Origin of the sequence: Alkalihalobacillus alcalophilus ATCC 27647 = CGMCC 1.3604, from assembly GCF_000292245.2 — a bacterium.
Classification (GTDB): domain Bacteria; phylum Bacillota; class Bacilli; order Bacillales; family Bacillaceae_D; genus Alkalihalobacillus; species Alkalihalobacillus alcalophilus.
Genome location: NZ_ALPT02000007.1, coordinates 15,245 through 37,164, shown reverse-complemented (window position 1 = coordinate 37,164; position 21,920 = coordinate 15,245). Strand labels below are relative to the sequence as shown.

Here is a 21,920-nt window from a genome sequence, read left to right as displayed (position 1 = left end):
TTTCGACAAATCTAGTCTTTCGTTAAGGCTTGTTTTAAAGAAATGATGATCAGGAAATGACCGTTTTCATAGTTGGAACAAGTCGATATCGAGAAAATGCTTATTTTTAAGGAAGCACGAGAACAGTCCCAGTGCTTCCCCATGTTTCTTACATGATTAATTGCTTTCTTCTTGCAATAAAGAACACAGTTGCACCTATTAATAATAACAGTCCACCAATGACCATGTAATTATACAGAGTCGTACAACAAGCAATCTCAATAATTCGTAAAATATCAAGTAGGTTTCTAGAAAAAAATTTTGACTAAGTTCTACAATCAAATCAATTTAGTAGAAGATTATAAGGAAAGCATTCAAAAGAAAGGGGAGCTATAAAAAATGAACTTATTGCTTTGTACTGTGGTTTCATAATAATCGGATTTGTTGCTCTCATTTCTATGAAGGAAGGTATGGAAAGTAAGGTTGCTTTTAATACGGTGCCTGTCACTACCCGAATATTGTTGGAATATGTCGATTGTTAATGAGTAAATAAATTCATAAACAACGAAAAGCATCCTTGCTGTGAGGATGCTTTTTCGACAAATTTCAGGTGGGATTTGTTGAACTTAATACGATATTTTTATGTGGATAAATATCGTATATTTTAATATAAGCTTATTTGGGGTATAATTCTAATAATAAATATTATAGGGGGGAGCCTCATGAAGAAACCTTATCATTTGCCGTTATTGCCAATTGAATTTAATACAGAGGCAGAACTTTCTTTTTATAAAAAGGTCGTTCAAGCAACAGCTGGCCTTGAAAAGTTGAAGCAGAAGTTACGATATTCCCTCGTAAATGAATCTTTTATTCAATTAATGACCTTACAAGAATCTGTGCAGTCTACACGCATAGAGGGGACGCAAGTGACATTTAGTGAAATGCTTGAAGACCATATTGAGCAAAAAGAGGATTTCGAAAGGGTAGAAGTTCGTAATTACCAAGAGGCTTTACGTCATGGTGTTGATATTGTTCATTTAGGTTATCCGATTACAGAACGTCTTATTAGAGACTTGCATAAAATTTTAATGAAAAATGCACGTGGTTCTACGAGTGCAGCTGGAGAGTACCGTAAGATTCAAAACTTTATTGGTCCGACAACGAATATTAAAGATGCGTCGTATATTCCGCCAGAGCCCCAGATGATGGGTGACTATATGCGTAATTTAGAGTTCTATATCAATGGAAATCCATATGAAAAGGCTGAGGTTGAAGAGTTGCATCCACTTATAAAAGCGGCCATTGTTCATGCTCAATTTGAATCGATTCATCCGTTCTTAGATGGAAATGGAAGACTTGGACGTATTTTAATCGTGCTATATTTGTTGGAAGCGAATTTAATTGATTCTCCTCTGTTTTTCTTGAGTGAAGAATTGGAAAAAGAGAAGTTCAAATACTATACAATGCTTAATGGTGTTAGAGCGATTGGAAGAGCTGAGCCAGACTGGGAAAGTTGGATTCTATTCTTTTTAGATGCAGCGATAAGAATGGCCAAACAACAATATGAAAAGCTAGATCGAGCTGAAGTCTTGTATCAAGAAGGCATTAAACGCCTAGAGCAACCATCACATCATAAGATTTGGAGAGCTCTTTTTACTTATCCTATTACGACAGTTCATCAAATTGAACAAGCAACGGACCTAGCACCATCAACCATTCGTAAAGGGCTCAATCACCTTGTCGAGTTACGCATGGTCTACCAGGATGATCGCAAGCGGAATAGACGTTACTTCCACTACGATTTGATACAGGCGATGAATGGCTAAATAGATGGTACCTGTCACTCCTCTCAGTTTGGAAGAATTTGTTGAAAAATCGGGCGGTGCCAGGCATTTGTCCATGTTATATTTACTATAATAAATAAATGCGTGGAGTTGATTAAGATTGAAGAAATCTTAAAACAAATCCTAAACGAGATGAAAGGTTTAAAAAACGATGTTAAAGAACTAAAAATGGATGTCACTGAATTAAAAACGGATATTGAGTATCTAAGTTCGAAAACAGGTAAGCATGACACAGAAATTAATAATATAATGCACAGACTTAGAGGCTAGCATTCGGGTTGCCTGTCACTAGCCGAGGTTTGCTAGCCCTAAATTTTGCTGAAACTTAAAGGAATTCCAATCCCTTTATCGAATAGAACAAATACCCCATTTATCCGTCATTCGCTTTATTCCTTTATTTAACTTACTTCCGAAAGAAGTCTCCCGTAAACTTTCTCGTAAAAAGAAAGGCTCTTCGAACTGGAATAAACAACGAATTCGTGTAGCTAAAATGCAAGAGAAAGTCGCAAATCAACGCAAAAACTTTCTTCACCATCAATCAAAAAAAATAGTAACTAACTATGATGCGGTTGTGATGGAAGATTTAGATATGAAAGGGATGTCAAAGGCTCTAAAGTTTGGTAAAAGTGTCACTGATAATGGGTGGGGAATGTTCACTTCTTTCTTACAGTACAAACTAAAAGAACAAGGGAAACAGCTTGTGAAAATTGATAAATGGTTCCCATCTACAAAAACTTGTTCGAGATGTGGCTCAGTAAAAGAAATCAAATTATCAGAACGTACGTATCAATGTACTTGTGGACTAAACCTTGATAGAGACTACAATTCAGCACTCAATATCAAAAAAGAAGGCATGCGCTTATTAGAAAGTGCCTAATGATACGATAAACTCTTGGAACAAGAGGGTTAGCTTGGTCCATTTCGTCAGCTACCAAAAGTGGTGATTACCCAAGAAGCCCCCACTTCAAGCAACCCGTAAGTGGTGGGAGTAGTTCACGAAAGCTCTCATTTTTCATTACTTATTACCAAAAAACGCCATTTACAATTGTTTGTCCGATTACGTCCAATAAAAAAGGGAATATCTTTGAAGTATTATTACCAGAAAGTGATGATGAACATAAAGTCCAAGGTGTTGTCCTCGTTCACCACGTAAAAAGTCTCGATCTTATGTCAAGAAAAAGGAATGTACGTGTGGTAGATGAAGCTCCTAATGAAGTAGTACAGGAAGTATTAAATAAACTAAAACCTTTGATAACGTGAAGCTGGTGCGTGTCACGACTCGGAATTTGTTAGAATATGTCGGCAGTTAATAGAATCATGAATCGAAAAGCATCTACGCTGTGAGGGTGCTTCTTCGACATAAATCGGGGAGTGACAGGCACCAAAACCAGATTAAGATGAAAACGGGGTTATTCCCGGAGAAATGTGGGAAGACGGAAGTGGTGAATATTCCCCAAGTATTCATACAAGGGTTTATCAGTTAAGTGTTCCCGCTTTGGCGGATAATCTAATAGCTGATTTAATTAAAAGATATAGCTATGAATATAGAGCTGATGATTTTGTCGAAACGAATCATCCAGAAATGGAGAGTTTGATTGTTTATGAAAATGAGCATTCTAAAGAAGTATTTGCTTCTAAAGAAAAAACGGGGGGAGTAGAGGGAAATGAAGATTAGTATTTTAGGTGGAGGAAGTGAGGTTGGGGCTTCCTGTTTGCATATCGAAGTAGCTGATACGAATATATTAATTGATGCGGGGATGCGCATGCATGGCGACGAGCCATTACCTGCGCTTGGGATGTTAGAAGGTTTAGCTGCTCCAGAGGTGATACTTGTCACTCACGCCCATGCCGATCATATCGGGGCTCTTCCAATTGTTCACTCGTTTTATCCAAATACGCCGATATATACGACACCACCTACTGCCGATTTGATGCGAGTTATGATGAAGGACTCTTATAAAATTTTAGAACAACGCTCAAGCTTACACCAGACACTTGTTCCGTATACAGAAGAACAAGTAAACGATTTGCTTGATTCACTACTTTTACTTCCCGCAAATGGTGTACTGCAGATTGGAAATGTTAAGATCACGAGTTTTCGTGCGGGCCATATTTTAGGAGCGGTCATGTTTCTAATTGAAGGCGGAGGGCAGAAACTATTTGTTACCGGTGATTTAAGTTTTCAAGCAGGTAGAACGATCCCGGGTGCTCATGTTCCACAGGATCTTGAGCCCGATGTTGTCATTATGGAGTCAACTTATGGAAATCGTACCCATACCGATCGGAATACAGAGGAACGTCGTCTTGCAAATGATGTGGCTAACATTATAGCTAATGGAGGGTTTGCCCTAATTCCAGCATTTGCACTTGGGCGAGCACAAGAGGTACTACTCGTTCTTCAAGATTACATGGATAAAGGGCTAATACCAGAATTTCCAATTTATGTTGATGGACTTGTGACGCCAATTAGTCGTATATACAAAAAATATCCTCATTTTTTGAAAGGTCCAGTCGCCTACCGAATTAAAAATAATGGTGATGCCTTTTTAACGGATGGGCGATGTAAGGCTGTCGGTTCCTCAAAAGAACGCGAGGAAGTTTTGCGAGGAAAACCTGGATGCATTGTTGCATCTTCTGGGATGTTAATTGGTGGTGCTAGCTCTTGGTATGCGGAAAGGCTTGTTTCGAATGAGAAAAATGCGATATTTATTACCGGCTATCAAGATGAGGAAAGTCCGGGGCGGAAGTTGCTACAAGTTGCAGAAGGGGTAGAGAACCAGCTTGAGTTAAATGGGACAAGCCATGAAGTGAAATGTCATATTGGGAAGTATGGCCTCTCCGCACATGCTGATGCTAATGAGATGAAGCGGTTTATTGAGAAGTTGAATCCGACCCATACACTTCTTGTTCATGGTGATGATGACGCAAGGAACCAGTTAGGGGCTCAAATCGATCCGATGTATCACCCGATCCTAGTAGAAAACGGGGAAACCTACCCGTTTGAAAAGAGAGCATCAGGTAATGGAATCAAAGGTAAACGAGTTCTGCAAAACCGTTCAAACATAGAACTACAAGATAAAGTAGGGTGTATGCTCCTTTATCAAAAGGATAATGGACAAGAGTTAAAACTGGCTCTTTGCACGGGAGTCCAGATGAAATCTAACATCTTATTATGTCAAACTCCTAAAGGGAAGTCATTAAAGTTACACTTGGGACAGGTAATTGAAACGATTGGTGGCTGGAACCGTGCAATCGACGAATTGGCTGATGCAGTCGCTCAAGCCTTTACTTTTAATCGTCCTTTTTTAGAAAAAATAAATTGGGCTAAGCTCCCGAATCGTTCCCTCACGATTCAAGAGATTTTTCAATTTCTGCAAATTAGCACGATTCAAGAACAATTAGCCGTAGTGATTGCTCTTCAAAGTTTATCTAACGAGAATCGTCACACGAACAACTTTGGATTTGGAATTTATACAGTCGATGAAAAAGTCAAAAATTCATTAATTAGTTTGACATTGCCGATTCAAGGACTTCAAGTTAATCCAGCACATGCGATGGAAGTTGTTCGTACTTATTTAGCTAGCAACCCAAGATTTATCAGATGCGGAGTAGAGGATTTAGGTTCGCCAAGAGAGAAGATTATAATTTATTTTGACTTTCCAGATGTTGTCCGAGATCAAGAACGTCAAGACATAATTCATTATGTAAAAGAAAACACAGGCTGGGATACCGACTTCTCGGCTTCGGTACGTCAAGATTTACTGCAAGCTAAGTTAGCCGGACTCATTGGTCATTCGACAGGTTCACCCTCTATCCATCTTCATGAACGTAAAGTAGTGATTACAGGGGGGGAACCTGATGACGTAAAAGGACTTAGCAGTCAGTTTAAGGAGGAGACGGGATTTTCTTTGCAATTTAAAGAAGGTTCTAAGAAAGCACCTGCCGAAGATGAACAAATTTATCGCTCGACTATTCATACAAAAAGAATGGAAAATAATCAAGCGATCGCAGAGGCAAAGAAATGGGCAGCAGACAGGGATATCATCATATTTAAGACGAGTATCAAACAACAAAACCAAGAACCATTGATGGAGGTCCATTTTATCTCACCTGAAATTGCGAAAAAGCATCTAATTGATTTAGAAGAGCTTTCTTTTCGTATTGGTATGCCGGTAACGTACGCCAAACATCCGAAGCAAAATGAAATTATTCGCCATACGCTAGAAGTACTCCCGCCAAGTTGGGAATTGAAGAAAAACCCTTCTATCCATATAGAAAAAGCGACCATTGCGATAAAAGTAACCACCCTTCCGCCCGAAGTCGAACTCAGTGAAATTAGAACGGTGATTGCCAAGAGCACAGGGTATGGATTAATGGTTGAGTGCTGACTTTCATCACCATCCATTAGGAGGCTAATAAAAGAAGAAAAAAGATAAAATAGATTGGGAGAGAAGAATGATGTCTAAATTAGGAACAAACCAAAAGCCCGCAACGGTTCACAAGAAGTGTTGTGGAAGGTAAACCAAGAGAACTAGGTGCCTGTCACTTGTCGAAAAGCATTCTCACAGCGAGGATGCTTTTTCGACATAAAACGGCAGGTGACAGGCACCACTCTCTCCTATAAAATTGGAGGGGGAGGGGTGTCTAGTGTTTAAAGATAAAATGGAAAGTTTAAACACCTTCTATCATCAAAAGTTGTTTCGGAGAGATTTACTTGCAGGACTTACTCTGTTTGTGATGCTTATTCCTCAAGGGTTGGCTTATGCGATGTTGGCAGGGCTTCCGCCGGTTATGGGTTTGTATGCGGCGACGATTCCGCTATTTATATATGCTTTATTTTCTTCTTCCAAACATTTGTCGATTGGTCCAGTAGCGATAACATCGTTGCTTGTTTTTTCTGGTGTCTCGACTTTGGCAGAACCGGGTTCTGGGCAGTACATTTCACTCGTTTTAATGTTGGCTGTTATGGTCGGGGCTGTTCAGCTTTTGCTCGGTATTAGTAAACTCGGGTTTATCGTCAAGTTTATTCCTCATTCGGTAATGAATGGTTATACCTCCGCCGCTGCGATCATCATTGGATTAAGCCAGATGAATCATCTGTTAGGAATCCAAGTTGGAAATCATTTGCAAGTTCATTCTATTCTTATCGAAATTTTTGAAAAGATACTCGATCTTAATTTTGTAACGTTGCTCATTGGAATCATTAGTATCCTTTTTCTACTTATCTTAAAACAGAAAGCGCCGAAGCTTCCTGGAGCGTTAATGATTATCGCTTTGTCGATCTTAATCGTTTTCTTTTTTCAGCTAGATAAAAGTGGTGTGCAAATAATTGGTGATATTCCTCAAGGCTTCCCACAACTTGTTATGCCTGAATTTACGTTGGAGGCGGCCAAGCTTCTTTTTCCAATGGCGGTGACGATTGCATTGCTAGGGTTTATGGAATCATTATCGATTGGAAAAACGATTGCGAAAAAAGAAAAATATAAGCTTAATCCAAATAAAGAGTTGAAAGCATTAGGACTTTCTAATATGATTGGGGCTTTCTTTCAATCGTTTCCGGTTAATGGTAGTTTTTCGAGAACCGCTGTTAATCATCAATCAGGTGGTGCCACCCAAATGACCTCTGTAATAACCGGTGCTTTGGTTATGGTGACGTTATTGTTTTTTACGTCTTTCTTTTATTATTTACCAAACGCTGTGTTAGCTTCGATTATATTAGTCGCGGTTTATAAATTAATTGACTTCAAAGAGATGAAACATCTTTTCCAAGTGAAGCCGTTTGAGGGTTGGATTTGGGTAACAACCTTTCTCGTGACCTTATTTGTCGGCATCCAATGGGGCATTTTGATTGGGGCGATTTTTACGTTAGTATTGTTATTAAATCGTAGTTCCAAACCAGCGATTGTCGAATTAGGCTATGTCAAAAGGGAGAAGACATTCCGAAACATTAAACGCTACCGAGAAGCAATTACGTCAGATGAAGCTGTTATTCTCAGAATTGATGCCAATCTTCATTTTGCGAATATCTCTTTTGTAGAAGAAAAAGTGAAAGAGGTGCTCAAAACAAGGAAAAAGGTGAAGTGGTTAATCATCGATATGTCAGGAGTTAACGATGTCGATACAGTTTCGGTGGATACGTTAGAGGAAATGATTAATTTTTACCGAAGTAAAGGAATTGTCACCTTGTTTGCAAGTATGAAAGGCTCAATCCGTGATACAGTCAATAAGGTACATTGGGATCAGAAGTATAAAGAACAGCGTAACCACTTGCCATTAGAACAACTTTTGAAAGATAAAGGGATTAGGATGGAGAAACAGGAAGAGTATTTGGATTGGATGATTTAATTCAAATTCGACAGGTGACAGGCACCTGTCGAATTATAATAAAAGGTAACTATATAGTAAGGTGGCGGTTGAACTCCCTTTTGAAAGGGGGTGAGGCAAATTGACGACATACGAAGCTTTCAGTTTACTAGCTCAGTTCAGCTTAGTTTTATTAACAGCTTTTACACTAATTATAACGATTGTCGTCCATTTGAACAAAAAGAAATAGCCACCTGACCTCCAAGTAAGGTGACTATTTCAAATTCAGTTTACTTAGGTCAGCCGTTCTTCATACGGCAATGTAGTTACATTGATCGAGTGTTAGCCGCACTCGATCTTTTTTAGTTTAACTTGATTATAGTCATATTATACAATATACCATGTAATTATGTACATGATACTTATAATCGGGGTATAAAAGTCAGAAAATTCAACCTTTTTAATGAGCGTATTTATTTTAACAAGGGTAATAGACTCGACAATTGACAGGTATTTGTCGGACTTATCAAACTATATTCAATTCTTGAACACTATTCAATATTTGAAAATTCAATAAATGAATGGTTTTTAGAAATGTGAGCGTTTACATAAAAACTCCTGAAAGATAATATTCTACTCATCACCACGACCTGGTTTGCAAACTAGGTGCTCATCATTTTGAAGATAGAGGGGGTTAATGAGGCTTTTGAATTAACAATCTTTTTTATAGAAGGGAGTGGATACTTTTTGTTAGAACGACCGATTAACGATAAGAAGAGCTTGACCTTAGAAAAAAAGAGCTTTATGCCTAGGTTAGTTAGCCATATTAAATTATATTATCAACTTTATCTAATGGTCTTACCTGCTTTTCTGATTATTCTCTTGTTTAATTATGTTCCAATGTATGGGCTACAATTAGCCTTTCGCGAATTTGATCCATCTAGAGGAATTACGGGTGGTGCCTTTGTAGGGTTAGAATACTTCCAAAGGTTTATCAATTCTCATCAATTTTGGGATTTAATGAGGAATACGTTTCTGATTAGCTTTTATTCTTTAATTGTAGGGTTTCCGATTCCTATCCTAATCGCGTTAGTATTTAATCAAATTAGGCATGCGGGTAGAAAGAAATTTATCCAGACGGTAGCGTATATGCCACATTTTATTTCGGTCATTGTTGTCGTAGGGATGATTATGATTTTCTTATCTCCATCATCTGGGCTTCTTGGCAATCTATTTAGCTTATTTGGACTAGAGCCTATCAACTTTATGGGGAAGCCGGAGTATTTCCGCTCGATTTATGTGCTTTCAGATGTGTGGCAGCACGCGGGATGGAATAGCATCATCTATATTGCGGCATTAGCTGGTGTCAATCCACAGCTTTATGAGGCCGCCAAGATTGATGGGGCCAGCCGGATGCAGCAAATTAGAAATATTGATATCCCGCATCTGCTCCCGACGATTATCATTTTATTGATTTTAAATGCTGGAAGTTTACTAGGAGTAGGGTTTGAAAAGATATTCTTAATGCAAAACGCTATGAATTTACCGGTCTCTGAAGTACTTGAGACCTACGTATACAAGATCGGGATTATGTCAAACCAAATCAGTTATTCCACGGCAATCGGCCTATTTAATACGATGATCAATTTCACGATTCTTCTTATCGTCAATAGAGTTGCTAAAAAAACAAGTGAAACCAGTCTTTGGTAGAAGGAGGGAATCTTATAAATGAATACGACCATTAAGGACTCTTCCTCCGATCTGTTTTTCAAAGTCATGCTCGCATTGATTTGTACGGGCTTGCTTATCGCAACTCTGTACCCTGTTTATTTTGTAGTAATTGCTTCTATCAGCAACCCTGCATCTGTTGCCAATGGGGATGTTTGGTTATACCCAAGAAATATCACGTTTGCTGGGTATCAGGAGATATTGAGTGATGAAAGGATTTGGAGAGGGCTCAAAAATACGCTCATTTATACAATTGGTGGAACGTTATTTAGTTTACTTTTTACGATTCCAGCAGGGTATGCCCTTTCAAGAGCGGATTTTAAACCAAGGAAATATTTAATGATATTCTTTGTATTTACGATGTTTTTTAGTGGGGGGTTAATTCCAACGTACTTAACCGTTCAGCAGTTTGGTTTAACGAATACGATTTGGGTGATGTTAATTCCCTTTTCTGTTAATGTCTTTAATCTAGTCATAACAAGGGTGTTCTTTCAAACAAGTATTCCAAAAGAGTTATTAGAGTCAGCAAAACTCGATGGCTGTTCCGATTTTCAGTTTTTTATTCGAATTGCTATTCCGCTTTCTAAAGCCCTTTTGGCTGTGATGATGCTCTATTATGCTGTTGGGTATTGGAATGAATATATGAAAGCGTTGATTTATTTAAATGATTCGAAGTTGTATCCATTACAATTAGTGTTAAGAGATATCCTTGTCATGAATCAGACATTTAGTAGTGGTTCTGGGGGAGCGATGATGAGTACAGGCGATGTGACCGCACAGCAAAAAGGAGATTTAATTAAATACGGGGTTATTGTCGTTTCCTCTGTGCCAATTATTGCGTTATTCCCGTTTGTTCAGAAGTATTTTGAAAAAGGCGTCATGATTGGCTCTTTAAAAGACTAATGAAATGTTGGCAAGGAAGCATATATAAAAAACATAAAAGAGAGGATTGTTTTAATGAAAAAATCTAAGAAAATGCTCACAACAATGTTAGCGGCTGTAATGACAAGTGCTTTGATTGCGGGATGCAGTCCATCTTCTACAGAGGGGAATACAGAAGGTGGAACAACTTCTGATGAAAAAACGAAGCTAGAAGTTTTGGCCGTCCTTAATTCGTTAACGAAGAATATGGATGAAATTCCTTATATCACGGATATTTCGGAGCAGGCTGGAGTGGAGATTGAATGGACAGAAGTTAGAAGTGGTTGGGATGAGCAGAAGAACCCGATTCTTGCTAGTGGAAATTTGCCTGATGTGTTTATAAGTGCAATTGGAAATGATGATATCGCGACTTTTAACAGTCAGTTCCTTCCTCTCGGTGATCTAATCGAAGAACATGCTCCTAATATTAAAAGGATGTTTGAAGAGATGCCAGAAGTGAAGGAGCTAGCGACAACGATAGATGGAGAAATTTATGGATTGCCCGCTGTTCTTCCGCATCGCCCATCAAGTAGTGTCATACCGATGATGAATCAAGAATGGTTGGATAACCTTGGACTTGAGGCACCAACGACTTTTGATGAATTTTATGAAGTATTGAAAGCGTTTAAAGAAGACGATCCTAATGGAAATGGAAAAGCCGATGAAATTCCTTTTGACTGGGCACCAGACCAAGGACCTTATAGTGCGATGGCATTAATCGGTGCATTTGGTAATTATGCTGCACATACAGATTGGTATAATACCGTTAAAGATGGCGAACATGTCTTTTTACCGGAAACAGAAGATTACAAAGAGCTTGTGACGTTTCTGCATAAACTCTACTCTGAAGGATTGGTGAATCAAGAGGTTTTCACCCAAGATTGGGCTCAGTTTTTCTCGCGTTCACAGAATACCGAAGCAGCCACAGTTGGTTTTACAATTGGCTGGTCGTTTGAGCAGCGTGTAGGGAACTGGAGTGAGCAATATGAAGTGGTCGCCCCTTTTGCAGCAGAAGCAGGCTTGGCACCATTATGGCCAGCAGATCCTTTAGGAATGAAAACACAAACCAACAAAGCGGTCATCACAGCAAGTGCAGAAAACCCAGAAGCAGCGATTAAATGGTTAGATGGCTTTTATTCCGAAGAAGCGTCTGCCCAAGGATACTATGGTTCTTTTGGAATTGGTGTAGAACAAAATGATAATCAATACACAGTTCTTGCCCCTCCTGAAGGTACGAGTGAGGACGAGTGGAAATGGACCAATGCTCTTGTTGATCATGGATTAATGTATGTTCCAGATGAATTAGATGAAAGAATTGCCGCACCACCAACCGTTGCGGAAAGAATGGAACAGGATCAAATTTTAACTTCCTATTATCCAGATGGAGACAATGTCCTACCTCCATTAAAGTTTACAAAAGAAGATGATAATGAATTAAGTATCATTCGAACCGATCTAGATAATTTAATCTCTAGTAAGTGGGCGGAGTGGATTAGTGCTGGTGGAATTGAAGCTGAATGGGATAACTATCTAGAAAACCTAAATAATATGGGATTAACTAGATATAAAGAAATCTATCAAAACGCTCTCGACAGCCAATATTAACAGTCAAGAAATAAGGGGCTCCCATAAGGTTATGCTGATGACCTTATGGAGTAGCTCCTTTTAAAATAGCGCTCAATTTTTAGCGAAATGAAAGAGTTTTCTCGCTTATAAATATAGTAAAATGAACGTATTAATCTGTTAAATAAATGCTGTGTGTGCAAAGTAGAAAGAGGGGGTATATTTGGAACTATGGAAAAGGTATAAAAATCAAAAGGGCCTTTTAAAGTATCTTGTTTCTTATATTGTTGTCTTTTTATTGCCTATCCTTTTTTTATTGTTTTACTTTTATCCCCAAACTTCTACTATTATTCAAGAGACTGCTATTGATAATTCGAATGCTATGCTCTCACAAACCGTTAGCAACATCGATAGACAGATGGAGATTTTTTGGAATTACCCGGATGCGATTCATAAAAATAATCACTTAAATAGCCAATTATTTTCTGAAGCTAATAGTTTTAATACGTATCATATTATGCAAGAGATGGAAAAAATGTTTGGTTATAATTCATTTGCTGAAAAGACGCTTTTATATAGTAAGGAATCGGGAATGTTCTATTCTTTTCCTGGAAGCTATAGTAAGGAAGAATTTAGTGAACGACAGAGTACCTACTATTATTCAGACTGGGATAAAGAAGAGATGTTGCGGGAATTGAATGAAATCAATGAAATTGTCATTCGACCAGCAGAACAAGTGAATGTCGGAGGGAGATTTAATAGTTCCTACGATGCGGTGACGATTATGATGCCGGTTCCGTATCAAAACCTCTACTCATATGCAGTTCTGATGTTGGTTATTCCTGAACAGAAGTTTTTCCTCAATCAGAAAGGGAAGGAAGATATTCAACCCGATTTTTTTGTGTTTGGAAAAAATGATGATCTACTAGCCATGTCTAATAGTGAAATCGAATTTACCGAAAATGATTTTATCAAAATATTAGCAGATACGAATCACTTGATTGAGCGTGTGACCATCTCTGGTGAGCATTATTTGGTCAATTTTCAAGAATCGAGATTATATGGTTTAAAGTTTATAAGTTTGACTCCATTAGAAAGTATTTTATATAAAATCAATCAATTGAAAACGGTTACTTTTTTGCTTGTTTTATTAATTCTAACAGTCGAAGCTATTTTAATCTTTCTGTTTATGCGTACCAATTATGCTCCTATTCGTAAGTTACGCCAAAAGGCTCTAGCATCGGTTCAATCTATGCCTTCTAAGGAATTAAATGAATTTGAAATCGTTTCTTATGCTTTTGATAGTTTGCATAAAGAGAACTTAGAGTTAGTCAGCAAAGTGATGTTGAATAAGAACATTTCAAAAGAATATTTTTTGATCCAGTGTTTGAATGGAACCTTGCCTAAGGATGACGAGATGATTCAGCAAGCACTTGATCACAATATTCAGTTGAGGAAAAAGGTGTGTTGTGTCACTTTTTATGCAGAAGACCGTAATATTATTTCGTTATTAGCACTTTTGAAAAGTATGATGGATTTAAATAGCGAGTTAGACCATACATTTAGTTATATGGTTAAGGGAATGAGGCATGAAGATTTTATCCTGATTTTGTCCTTTGATGAAGAGGAACGGATTAAACCTTATCATTATAAATTACATGAAGTGGAAGAAAATATTCGAGTTGGGATTGGAACAATTGAAGAGGTTGAGCTCCTGAATAATAGCTATATTCATAGTTTAGCAGCATTAGAGTCGGCTATATTAAACAAGGATTTAAAAGTAGTGGGCTACGATCATATCGATGTCAAAAGTTCCAATGTACTGAGTCAGCTGTTTGATATTATCCAAGTCATTGAATTGAGTATTACTCGCCGAGATGAAGATCAGTTTAAAGCCCAGTTAAATAAGCTTATCGATTTAATGAGCACAAAGGTTAGTAGTATTTTTATTTTAAAAGTTATCTTTATTAATACTTATAATGTATTGGCGAAAGAATTAAACAAATTTGGAGTCAAAGAAGAATATTGCTATGCGATGTCTGAAAAGGAATTAAACGTTGAACCACTTGAGGAAAAGCTCAGAAAAATGGGGCAGAAGCTTTCGAGCGAGTTGCAAAAAAGTGATCCTATTAAAGGTTCAGTAGATATAAAAGAAGTGCTTCATTATTTGGATCAGTATTATATGGAAGCGAGCATTTCCATGCAGAGACTTGCTGATGAGTTCAACTTATCCTACTCCAATTTCAGCCACTTTTTCAAAAAGAAGACGGGAGAGAACTTTGCGGCTTATTTAGAAAGACTTCGAATCAATAAGGCAAAGCAGCTGTTGGTTGAAGGGAAGGACCCGATTAAATTGGTTGCCGAACAGGTTGGATATATTAATGCTAATAGCTTTACACGCTCATTCAAAAAATTAGAAAACATGGCACCCGGAGAATACAGAAAAGCGCAGAAGTAGAGTGGGGTTAGGAGAGGTGCCTGTCACTTGTCGAAATATGTTTAGACAGGTGACAGGCACCACCCGAAATTTGTCGACAGGAGGAAGAGTTATGAAGAAGAATGATGTCATAAAAGTTGGGTTAATTGGTCTTGGAGGCATGTCAAATGCACATCGTCATTTTATTTCCGAAATAGACGAGCTCCAACTGGTTGCTATTTGTGATGTGAACCAAGAACAGTTAAATAAAGTTGGGGAACTAGAGAGAATTGGTTCAGAGAAGAGATTTCAAGAGATTGAAGACTTAATTGCCAATCCAGATGTCGAGGCAATTGTCTCGGTAGTGCCAAATAACTTGCATGCGAAAGTTATTGAATTATGTATTCGCTATCAAAAACCACTTATGACAGAAAAGCCCTTTACTTTAAACTTTGAAGAAGCAGAGAAATTAGCGGTTTTATATGAAAAGCAACCAATCCCGTGTATGGTCGGTTTTAGTTACCGTTATATTCCCTCTTTTCGTTATGCGAGAAATTTAATAAAAGAAAATAAAATTGGAACGATTCGTCATGTGGATATTCGTTATTTACAGTCTGGTGGAGCCGCCCTATTTGAAAGTCCCTATGCTTGGCGCTTTAATAAAGCGAGTTCAGGGACGGGGGCATTAGGGGATCTAGGGGCTCATATGATTGATAGTGCTAGATTTTTAATTGGCGAATTTCGTTCTGTGTCGGCATTAATGGGAACCTTTATTCATGAAAGAAGAGACCCAATCAGTGGAGAAATGAAAAAAGTGGATGTCGATGATTATGCGAGTTTTCAAGCCATACTAGAAAATAATGTTTTAGGTAATTTTGTAACATCGAGAAATGCGATTGGCTCGGGGAACCAACATGAGGTCATGATATACGGTGATTATGGGACGATTCATATTAACTGTGAACGTCCTGATGAGATCGAGCTTTGTATTAAAGAAGAGAATGAAGTAAGCCCCTCCTTTCGAACGAAGAAAGTTCCTGAACTATATCGAAAACAGCAATGGCAGGATTTTCTCGATTTAGTAAAGGGCAATCAACAAGAAGGAACACCGACATTTTATGATGGTTACCAAAATCAAAAAGTACTCGAGCAAATTATCGAATCAGCCGAAAGGTAATTTAAGTTCGACAAGTTCAAGTTCGACAAGTGAGCACAGGCACTTGTCGAACTTTTTTTGCTGTGAAGAGTGTTGATGAGCGGGATTGGTAATGAAAAAGTGGCCCTGAGGAAATTAAGGTGCGAAAAATGGAGGATAAGGAATGAAAATTCTCCCTGGTGAAAATAGGGTACGAAAAACGGAGGATAAGGAATGAAAAATTCTCCCTAGCCAAATTACGGTACGAAAAACGGAGGATAAGGAATGAAAAAGGCTCCCTGGCCCAAATATGGTGCGAAAAACGGAGGATAAGAAATGAAAAATTTGCGCTGTCGAAAATACGGTACGAAAAACGGAGGATAAGGAATGAAGAATTCGCCCTAGCCAAATTAAGGTGCGAAAAACAGGAGATAAGTAATAAAAATGTCGCTCTACCCAAATTACGGTGCAAAAAATAGGAGATAAGTAATAAGAATGTCGCTCTACCCAAATTAAGGTGCGAATAAATGGAGATAGGTAATAAAAAGTCGAAATGGCCAAATTAAGGTGCGAAAAATAGGATATAAGTAATAAAAAAGTCGAGCTAGTTAAATGAAAGTATGGTTTACCACAGTCTAGAATAAAAACCATATGAGTACCAATCATCAAATGAAAATTTACATAAATAACAAGAAACTCACAAAATTTCACATAGTGGCTCTAAAATTGATCATTATTCGACATAAATCGAGAGGTGACAGGCACCGGTCTAGAACTAAGTCTATCAACCTAGTTCTTTATAGTATTCTCTTATGTAAGCTGCTTTGACTGCTTTCATTAGTAAGTCACTTTATTATTGGAAAATAGGTAAATAGTATCTATTTTCTTTTTAATCAAAAGGTTATAAGTATTCTGAAAAAATATTTACTCATGTATTATCCATATGATACCATGTGATTGTTCTATTTTTTACCAATGTATAAAAATAGGGGAGGGGTCGGAAAAAGCATAAAACTAGCAGTATTTGTCATTAGTTTATATTTAAGAGGGGGAAGAGTTTTGTCGAAAAAGAAGTTTAGTAAACTATTTAGTAGTTTTTTAATCTTTACTCTATTATTAACGGTTTTAAACCCTATTATAGTATCAGCAAATGTTGATCGAGATGCTCGGGAATTTGTAGGTGTTGACGAAAGCATTTTGCAGATGAAAGAAATGATTGCTGAGCAGGAAGATATACTTGCACAGGTACCTAAGTTACACCCTGAACTAAAGGACTTAAGTGGGGACAAGGAAGTTGCGGTTATTGTTCAATTATCGGAGCCTCCAGTCGCACTAGAGCAGGGAAAAAAAGAAGTTGAAGGAGAAGTCTTCACAGTTGCTCAATCTGCAAGTGTTAAGAATAAAGTGGAAGCTCAACAGGATTCATTTGAAAAAGAATTAGCCAAAAAGAAAGTAGACTATAAAAAAGAGTTTACATATAACCAGACTTTTAATGGGATGTCCATGAAGGTGAAGGCGGATGAATTAGAAACTCTTTTAGAAGCTGAGGGCGTCGTAAGTGTACAGCCTGATTATGAAGTGCACGCATTAGAAGTGATAGGTGGAGATGAAACAGTAGAGGCACAGATGAGTGATAGTACTCCTCATTTAGAAGTACCAACGCTTTGGGATATGGGGTATGAAGGGCAAGGTGTAAAAGTAGCCGTGCTTGATACCGGAATCGACTACCATCACCCAGAATTTGAGGGTGTTTATAAAGGTGGTTATAATTTTGTCCCACATACAGGTAATGATTATGCCCGTGAAAGAGCAGATGATGATCCTTATGAGACATCACCATTAGATCGTCCTGATCATCGACCAGAGTATAACTCGAATGGTGGTTCTTTTTATACTTCTCACGGGACCCATGTAGCTGGTACGATTGCGGCTCAAGGGAATAATAGTTACGGGATTACGGGAATTGCTCCTAAAATTGAACTATATGCTTACCGTGTGTTAGGGGCATATGGAAGTGGTGCCACTTCTGGTATTATCGCAGCGATTGATAAATCAGTAGAAGAAGGAATGGATATTATCAATCTATCATTAGGTGGTGCTGATAGTAGTCAAACGGCACCAGGGTCGATTGCCGTTAACAATGCGGCTTTAGCTGGTGTGACAGCGGTCGTTGCAACAGGAAACAGCGGTCCAAATCGTGGAACAATCGGCAGCCCAGCCTCTGCGGCTTTTGCAATATCGGTTGGAAATTCAACTGTTCCAGAAACATTATTACAAGGTGAAGTAACCGTTGGAGCTGGAGATTACAGCCAAACGAGTGAACTGCCTATGTTTGGTTGGACATATGGTGATGATCCAAGAGATTCATTAACAGGAACTTACGAGGTCGTCGCTATTGATGGCATCGGTAATGCAGCTGATTTTGAAGGAAAAGATGTAGAAGGGAAAGTCGCCCTTATTTCTCGTGGAGAGATTCCGTTTGTAGAGAAAATTGCAGCAGCTAAAGAAGCCGGTGCAGTGGCAGCGCTTATTCATAACAATATAGAGGGAGAAGGTCCAGTACGCGCTTTTTTAAGTACTTCATTGGAGTTTATCCCTACGTTTGATATGTCGACAGCTGAAGGAAAGGCCTTAAGGGAGGCAATTACTGAAACGGACTCGCAAACAGGAACCGTCACTTTTGGTTCTTATACAGAGAGTACAACATCAGGAGATGAGATTAATTCGTCTAGTTCTCGTGGACCTTCAACACCTGATTTTGACATTAAACCAGATGTTGTAGCTCCTGGAACGAATATTATGTCGGCTATCCCTGCATACGAAAGAGATTATCCGGAAGCTGATTATACGAATGCTTACAACCGAGCAACGGGTACGAGTATGGCTACCCCGCACGTAGCAGCGATTGCCGCCTTATTGAAACAGAAAAATCCAGATTGGACGCCTTTTGATATTAAGGTAGCTATTTCGAATACGGCAAAACAATTAGATACAACTAGATTTGATGTCTTCGCCCAAGGGCCAGGTCTCGTTCAACCGGTAAAAGCAGCCACTACGAATGCTTTGGCTTATTCCCTAGGGACGACTGAATTTCAAGATGAAGAACACGATAACATTAAGGGGACAGTCACATTTGGAAAAGTGGAACCAGACCCTGAAAATGAAAGAACCGTCACGAGAGAAATTTATGTCAAAAATTTAGTAAGTACAGAGAGTGAATTTGATGTATCTGTTGAAGTGACAAAAAATGGGACAGGCGATATGGCTGGAGCGAACGTAACGGTCGATGCCAATTCCTTTACTTTATCGGATGAGCATTTGCTTACGGTTACGTTAAACGTTCCAAGTGGAGAAGGAGCTGCAGGCAATGAACTTCTCGGCTATATTCACTTAAAAAGTGACACAACTGAGTTACTTCTTCCATTTGCAGCAGAATTTTCTACAGAACAAGGCCCAACAGGTATCGCTTATTATGAGCTAGTAGATGATGTGATTTCACCAAATGGAGATGGGAAACGAGATACGACCTCTCTTGAATTTGAACTGTACAATGAGCACCCAGCCATGATTATTGAAGTATGGGATTTAGCAAACCCTCAAGGTGGTCCATATGGTGATGGGTATATTGGTTACTTAGCGAGTGGAAATATTTCAGCTGGGGCATGGACACTTCCGATTAATGGGACATTCTATGACTGGGAAGATGAAGAGTTAAAACCAATTCCAGATGGAGTCTATACAGTTGATTTCAATCAGTATTCATCGGGAGCACCAGATCTATTAGCGTGGGATGGCCCCTTATTTGTCAAAGCCTCTTCACCTGAAGTTGTCTTTGATACGGTCGACGAAGAAATCGAAGGAACGGAATATGAGCTAACAGGTACGGTTTTGGATAAGTTTGTTGATTTCGGAAATAACATTGATTGGGGCATGCATGGCATCCCTTATGACGTGAATGACATGATAACGGTGACTTACGAATTAGCAGATGGAGCCGGAAATGATGAAGGGAACGGAACGCTTGCTTTAGAACGAGATGGTACATTTGCGATTCCACTTACCGATTTAACACCAGGTGAAAAACAATTAACGTTAACGGTTTATGATGCTGGTGAAAATAGTACCGAAGAAATCATCACTTTTAATGTAAAAGAAGAAGAGGAAGAAGTGGTAGAGGACTTTACGGTTACCTTAACTCCTTCAACTACAGAACCAACAGAAGGTCCCGTGACGATTTCAATTGAAACCGATAGTGTAGTCGATTTGACAGAATTAAAATGGTTGCAAGGTGAAAAGACAGCGGGAGATTTTGCAGAAGCTGGAAATGCCATTGATTTTGACGCAAAATCGTTTGAAGTAAGCGAAAATGGAGCTTATACGGTTTATGCTAAAAATGAGCAAGAGGTAGAAGCGGTCAAAGTAATAGTCGTTGACAATATTACGGAGGCACAAGAGCCGGTAGCTGTCACGTTAACACCATCTACTGTTGAACCAACAGAAGGACCATTAACGGTAACTGTTGAAACTGACAGTACGGCTGAATTAGTCGCCATGAAATGGTTATTAGGTGAGAAAACCGTTGAAGATTTTGCTCATGAAGGAGAGAACATTTCTCTTGAGGAGAGTTCATTCGAAGTGACGGCAAACGGAACTTACACAGTTTTTGTAGAAAACAGCTTAGGAGTTCAAGCGGTTCAAACGATTACGGTCGAAAATATTACAGAGCCAAATCAAGAGAGCTTTTCAATTGATTTAACCGCTTCGACAAAGGAACTGACAGAAGGTCCCGTAACGATTACGGTTGATACAAACACAGAAGCAGAATTAGTTTCAATTAAATGGCTTCAAGGTGAAAAAGAAGTGCTGGACTTTGCAGAAGCAGGAAATGAAGTCGACTTAGATGCGAAGTCGTTTGATGTAACTGAAAATGGGACGTATACCGTCTATGTAAAAAATGACTTAGACGTAGAAGAAGTCCAAACGATTACGATTACGAACATTATCGATCCTAATTTGGCACCTGTAGAAGTGACGTTAACTCCTTCAACAACAGACCCAACAGAAGGACCGATTACGATTACGGTTGATACTGATAGTGAACTCGATCTTGTCGCGATGAAATGGTTACAAGGTGAAAAAGAAGTGGCAGATTTTGCAGAGGCTGGCCATACCATTGATCTAGCTGAGAAATCCTTCGAAGTAAGTGAAAATGGAACATACACAGTCTATGTGAAAAACAGTGCTGACGTTGAAGCCGTTCAAGTGATTGAAGTAGACAATATTACAGAACCAGCAGTAGAGCCAGAGCTAACATTAATTCCATCTACTGTTGAACCAACAGAAGGACCAATCACGGTAACGGTAGAAACAGACGCTGATGTCGAAGCATTAAAATGGTTATCAGGTGAACTTACCGTTTCAGACTTTGCCGAAGCAGGTCAAGACATTGACTTAGAAACAAAAGCATTCCAAGTAACAGAGAATGGAACCTACACTGTTTACTTGAAAGACGCTTTAGGTTTTGAAGTCGTTCAATCTATTACGATTAACAATATTAAGGAAGTAGAAGAAGATCCGGTAACAGAAGATCCGGATAAAGAAGATCCAGTGAAAGAAGATCCAAGTAAGGAAGATCCGGATAAGGAAGATCCAGTCAAAGAAGATCCGAAAACTGAATCTCCAACGAAAGAAGCTCCAAAAGATAAAGATTCTAATGTGAAGGATAAAGAAACAGGTAAAGACGTTTCTGGATCAGGTTCAGATAAAAAATTACCTGACACAGCCACGAACACTTATAATCTAATAGCACTAGGTGTGACGCTCTTATTAATAGGTGCACTAGCAATGAGCGTTCGCACTAGAAGAAGAGCTTAAAGTTCGAAACCTTAGTGATAAAACTAAAAATTAAACGAAAAGCATCCTCAGCTTGAGGGTGCTTTTTTGACGATCTAGGATGGGGGCAGGTACTTGGAATTATTAAAAAGCTAGGATAAGTAATGAAACTTTGAGATTGGGAGGATTAGGGTACGAA

Annotated in this window: 13 protein-coding genes and 1 pseudogene; 13 read left to right on the top strand and 1 reads right to left on the bottom strand. The window is 38.6% G+C overall.

Going from position 1 to position 21,920, the window contains the following annotated elements; translation table 11 throughout:
* Positions 1-148 precede the first annotated feature (148 nt).
* Complete coding sequence (locus BALCAV_RS23350) at positions 149-226, bottom strand: LPXTG cell wall anchor domain-containing protein (protein WP_136446168.1); 78 nt, start codon at positions 224-226, stop codon at positions 149-151.
* 475 nt (positions 227-701) lie between these two features.
* Here BALCAV_RS23350 and BALCAV_RS03000 point away from each other — a divergent pair, with 475 nt between their 5' ends.
* The 13 genes and pseudogenes from BALCAV_RS03000 to BALCAV_RS23485 all read left to right on the top strand — a co-directional run bounded on the left by BALCAV_RS03000 (position 702) and on the right by BALCAV_RS23485 (position 21,763).
* Positions 702-1,805, top strand: coding sequence for a Fic family protein (locus tag BALCAV_RS03000; protein WP_003324708.1), 1,104 nt, complete (start codon positions 702-704; stop codon positions 1,803-1,805).
* 433 nt (positions 1,806-2,238) lie between these two features.
* Positions 2,239-2,700 (top strand): annotated as a pseudogene (locus BALCAV_RS02990) (RNA-guided endonuclease InsQ/TnpB family protein); the annotation flags it as partial.
* 41 nt (positions 2,701-2,741) lie between these two features.
* Positions 2,742-3,083, top strand: coding sequence for a type II toxin-antitoxin system PemK/MazF family toxin (locus BALCAV_RS23345; protein WP_081939198.1), 342 nt, complete (start codon positions 2,742-2,744; stop codon positions 3,081-3,083).
* A 163-nt stretch (positions 3,084-3,246) separates the two neighbouring features.
* Positions 3,247-3,498 (top strand): hypothetical protein, encoded by a 252-nt coding sequence (locus BALCAV_RS02985; protein ID WP_003324699.1) that lies wholly within the window; start codon positions 3,247-3,249, stop codon positions 3,496-3,498.
* A complete protein-coding gene (locus tag BALCAV_RS02980; protein ID WP_003324698.1) occupies positions 3,488-6,211 on the top strand; it encodes an MBL fold metallo-hydrolase in 2,724 nt (907 codons plus the stop codon). Before BALCAV_RS02985 ends, BALCAV_RS02980 begins: the two co-directional genes overlap by 11 nt.
* Positions 6,212-6,470: 259 nt before the next feature.
* On the top strand, positions 6,471-8,168 hold the full coding sequence (locus BALCAV_RS02975) for a SulP family inorganic anion transporter (protein WP_003324697.1): 1,698 nt from the start codon (positions 6,471-6,473) through the stop codon (positions 8,166-8,168).
* Positions 8,169-8,268: 100 nt separating this feature from the next.
* Positions 8,269-8,376 (top strand): putative holin-like toxin, encoded by a 108-nt coding sequence (locus BALCAV_RS23340; protein WP_235836304.1) that lies wholly within the window; start codon positions 8,269-8,271, stop codon positions 8,374-8,376.
* A gap of 554 nt (positions 8,377-8,930) precedes the next feature.
* Positions 8,931-9,836 carry an ABC transporter permease gene (locus tag BALCAV_RS02965; protein WP_040323481.1) on the top strand — a complete coding sequence of 302 codons (906 nt, stop codon included), beginning with the start codon at positions 8,931-8,933 and terminating at the stop codon, positions 9,834-9,836.
* An 18-nt stretch (positions 9,837-9,854) separates the two neighbouring features.
* Complete coding sequence (locus tag BALCAV_RS02960; protein WP_003324015.1) at positions 9,855-10,757, top strand: carbohydrate ABC transporter permease; 903 nt, start codon at positions 9,855-9,857, stop codon at positions 10,755-10,757.
* 54 nt (positions 10,758-10,811) lie between these two features.
* Positions 10,812-12,380 carry an extracellular solute-binding protein gene (locus tag BALCAV_RS02955; protein WP_003324016.1) on the top strand — a complete coding sequence of 523 codons (1,569 nt, stop codon included), beginning with the start codon at positions 10,812-10,814 and terminating at the stop codon, positions 12,378-12,380.
* A gap of 181 nt (positions 12,381-12,561) precedes the next feature.
* On the top strand, positions 12,562-14,796 hold the full coding sequence (locus BALCAV_RS02950) for a helix-turn-helix domain-containing protein (RefSeq protein ID WP_003324017.1): 2,235 nt from the start codon (positions 12,562-12,564) through the stop codon (positions 14,794-14,796).
* A gap of 91 nt (positions 14,797-14,887) precedes the next feature.
* Positions 14,888-15,931: a Gfo/Idh/MocA family protein gene (locus BALCAV_RS02945; protein ID WP_003324018.1), complete on the top strand. Its 1,044-nt coding sequence runs from the start codon at positions 14,888-14,890 to the stop codon at positions 15,929-15,931.
* A gap of 1,017 nt (positions 15,932-16,948) precedes the next feature.
* Positions 16,949-21,763, top strand: a complete 4,815-nt coding sequence (locus BALCAV_RS23485; protein ID WP_052044331.1) for a S8 family serine peptidase — start codon at positions 16,949-16,951, stop codon at positions 21,761-21,763.
* The last annotated feature ends 157 nt before the right edge of the window (positions 21,764-21,920 follow it).

Coding starts and splice junctions, on each gene's coding strand:
- BALCAV_RS23350 (WP_136446168.1), bottom strand. CDS start 226: ATGGTCATTGGTGGACTGTTATTATTAATAGGTGCAACTGTGTTCTTT.
- BALCAV_RS02955 (WP_003324016.1), top strand. CDS start 10,812: ATGAAAAAATCTAAGAAAATGCTCACAACAATGTTAGCGGCTGTAATG.
- BALCAV_RS02965 (WP_040323481.1), top strand. CDS start 8,931: ATGCCTAGGTTAGTTAGCCATATTAAATTATATTATCAACTTTATCTA.
- BALCAV_RS03000 (WP_003324708.1), top strand. CDS start 702: ATGAAGAAACCTTATCATTTGCCGTTATTGCCAATTGAATTTAATACA.
- BALCAV_RS02980 (WP_003324698.1), top strand. CDS start 3,488: ATGAAGATTAGTATTTTAGGTGGAGGAAGTGAGGTTGGGGCTTCCTGT.
- BALCAV_RS02945 (WP_003324018.1), top strand. CDS start 14,888: ATGAAGAAGAATGATGTCATAAAAGTTGGGTTAATTGGTCTTGGAGGC.
- BALCAV_RS02960 (WP_003324015.1), top strand. CDS start 9,855: ATGAATACGACCATTAAGGACTCTTCCTCCGATCTGTTTTTCAAAGTC.
- BALCAV_RS02985 (WP_003324699.1), top strand. CDS start 3,247: ATGTGGGAAGACGGAAGTGGTGAATATTCCCCAAGTATTCATACAAGG.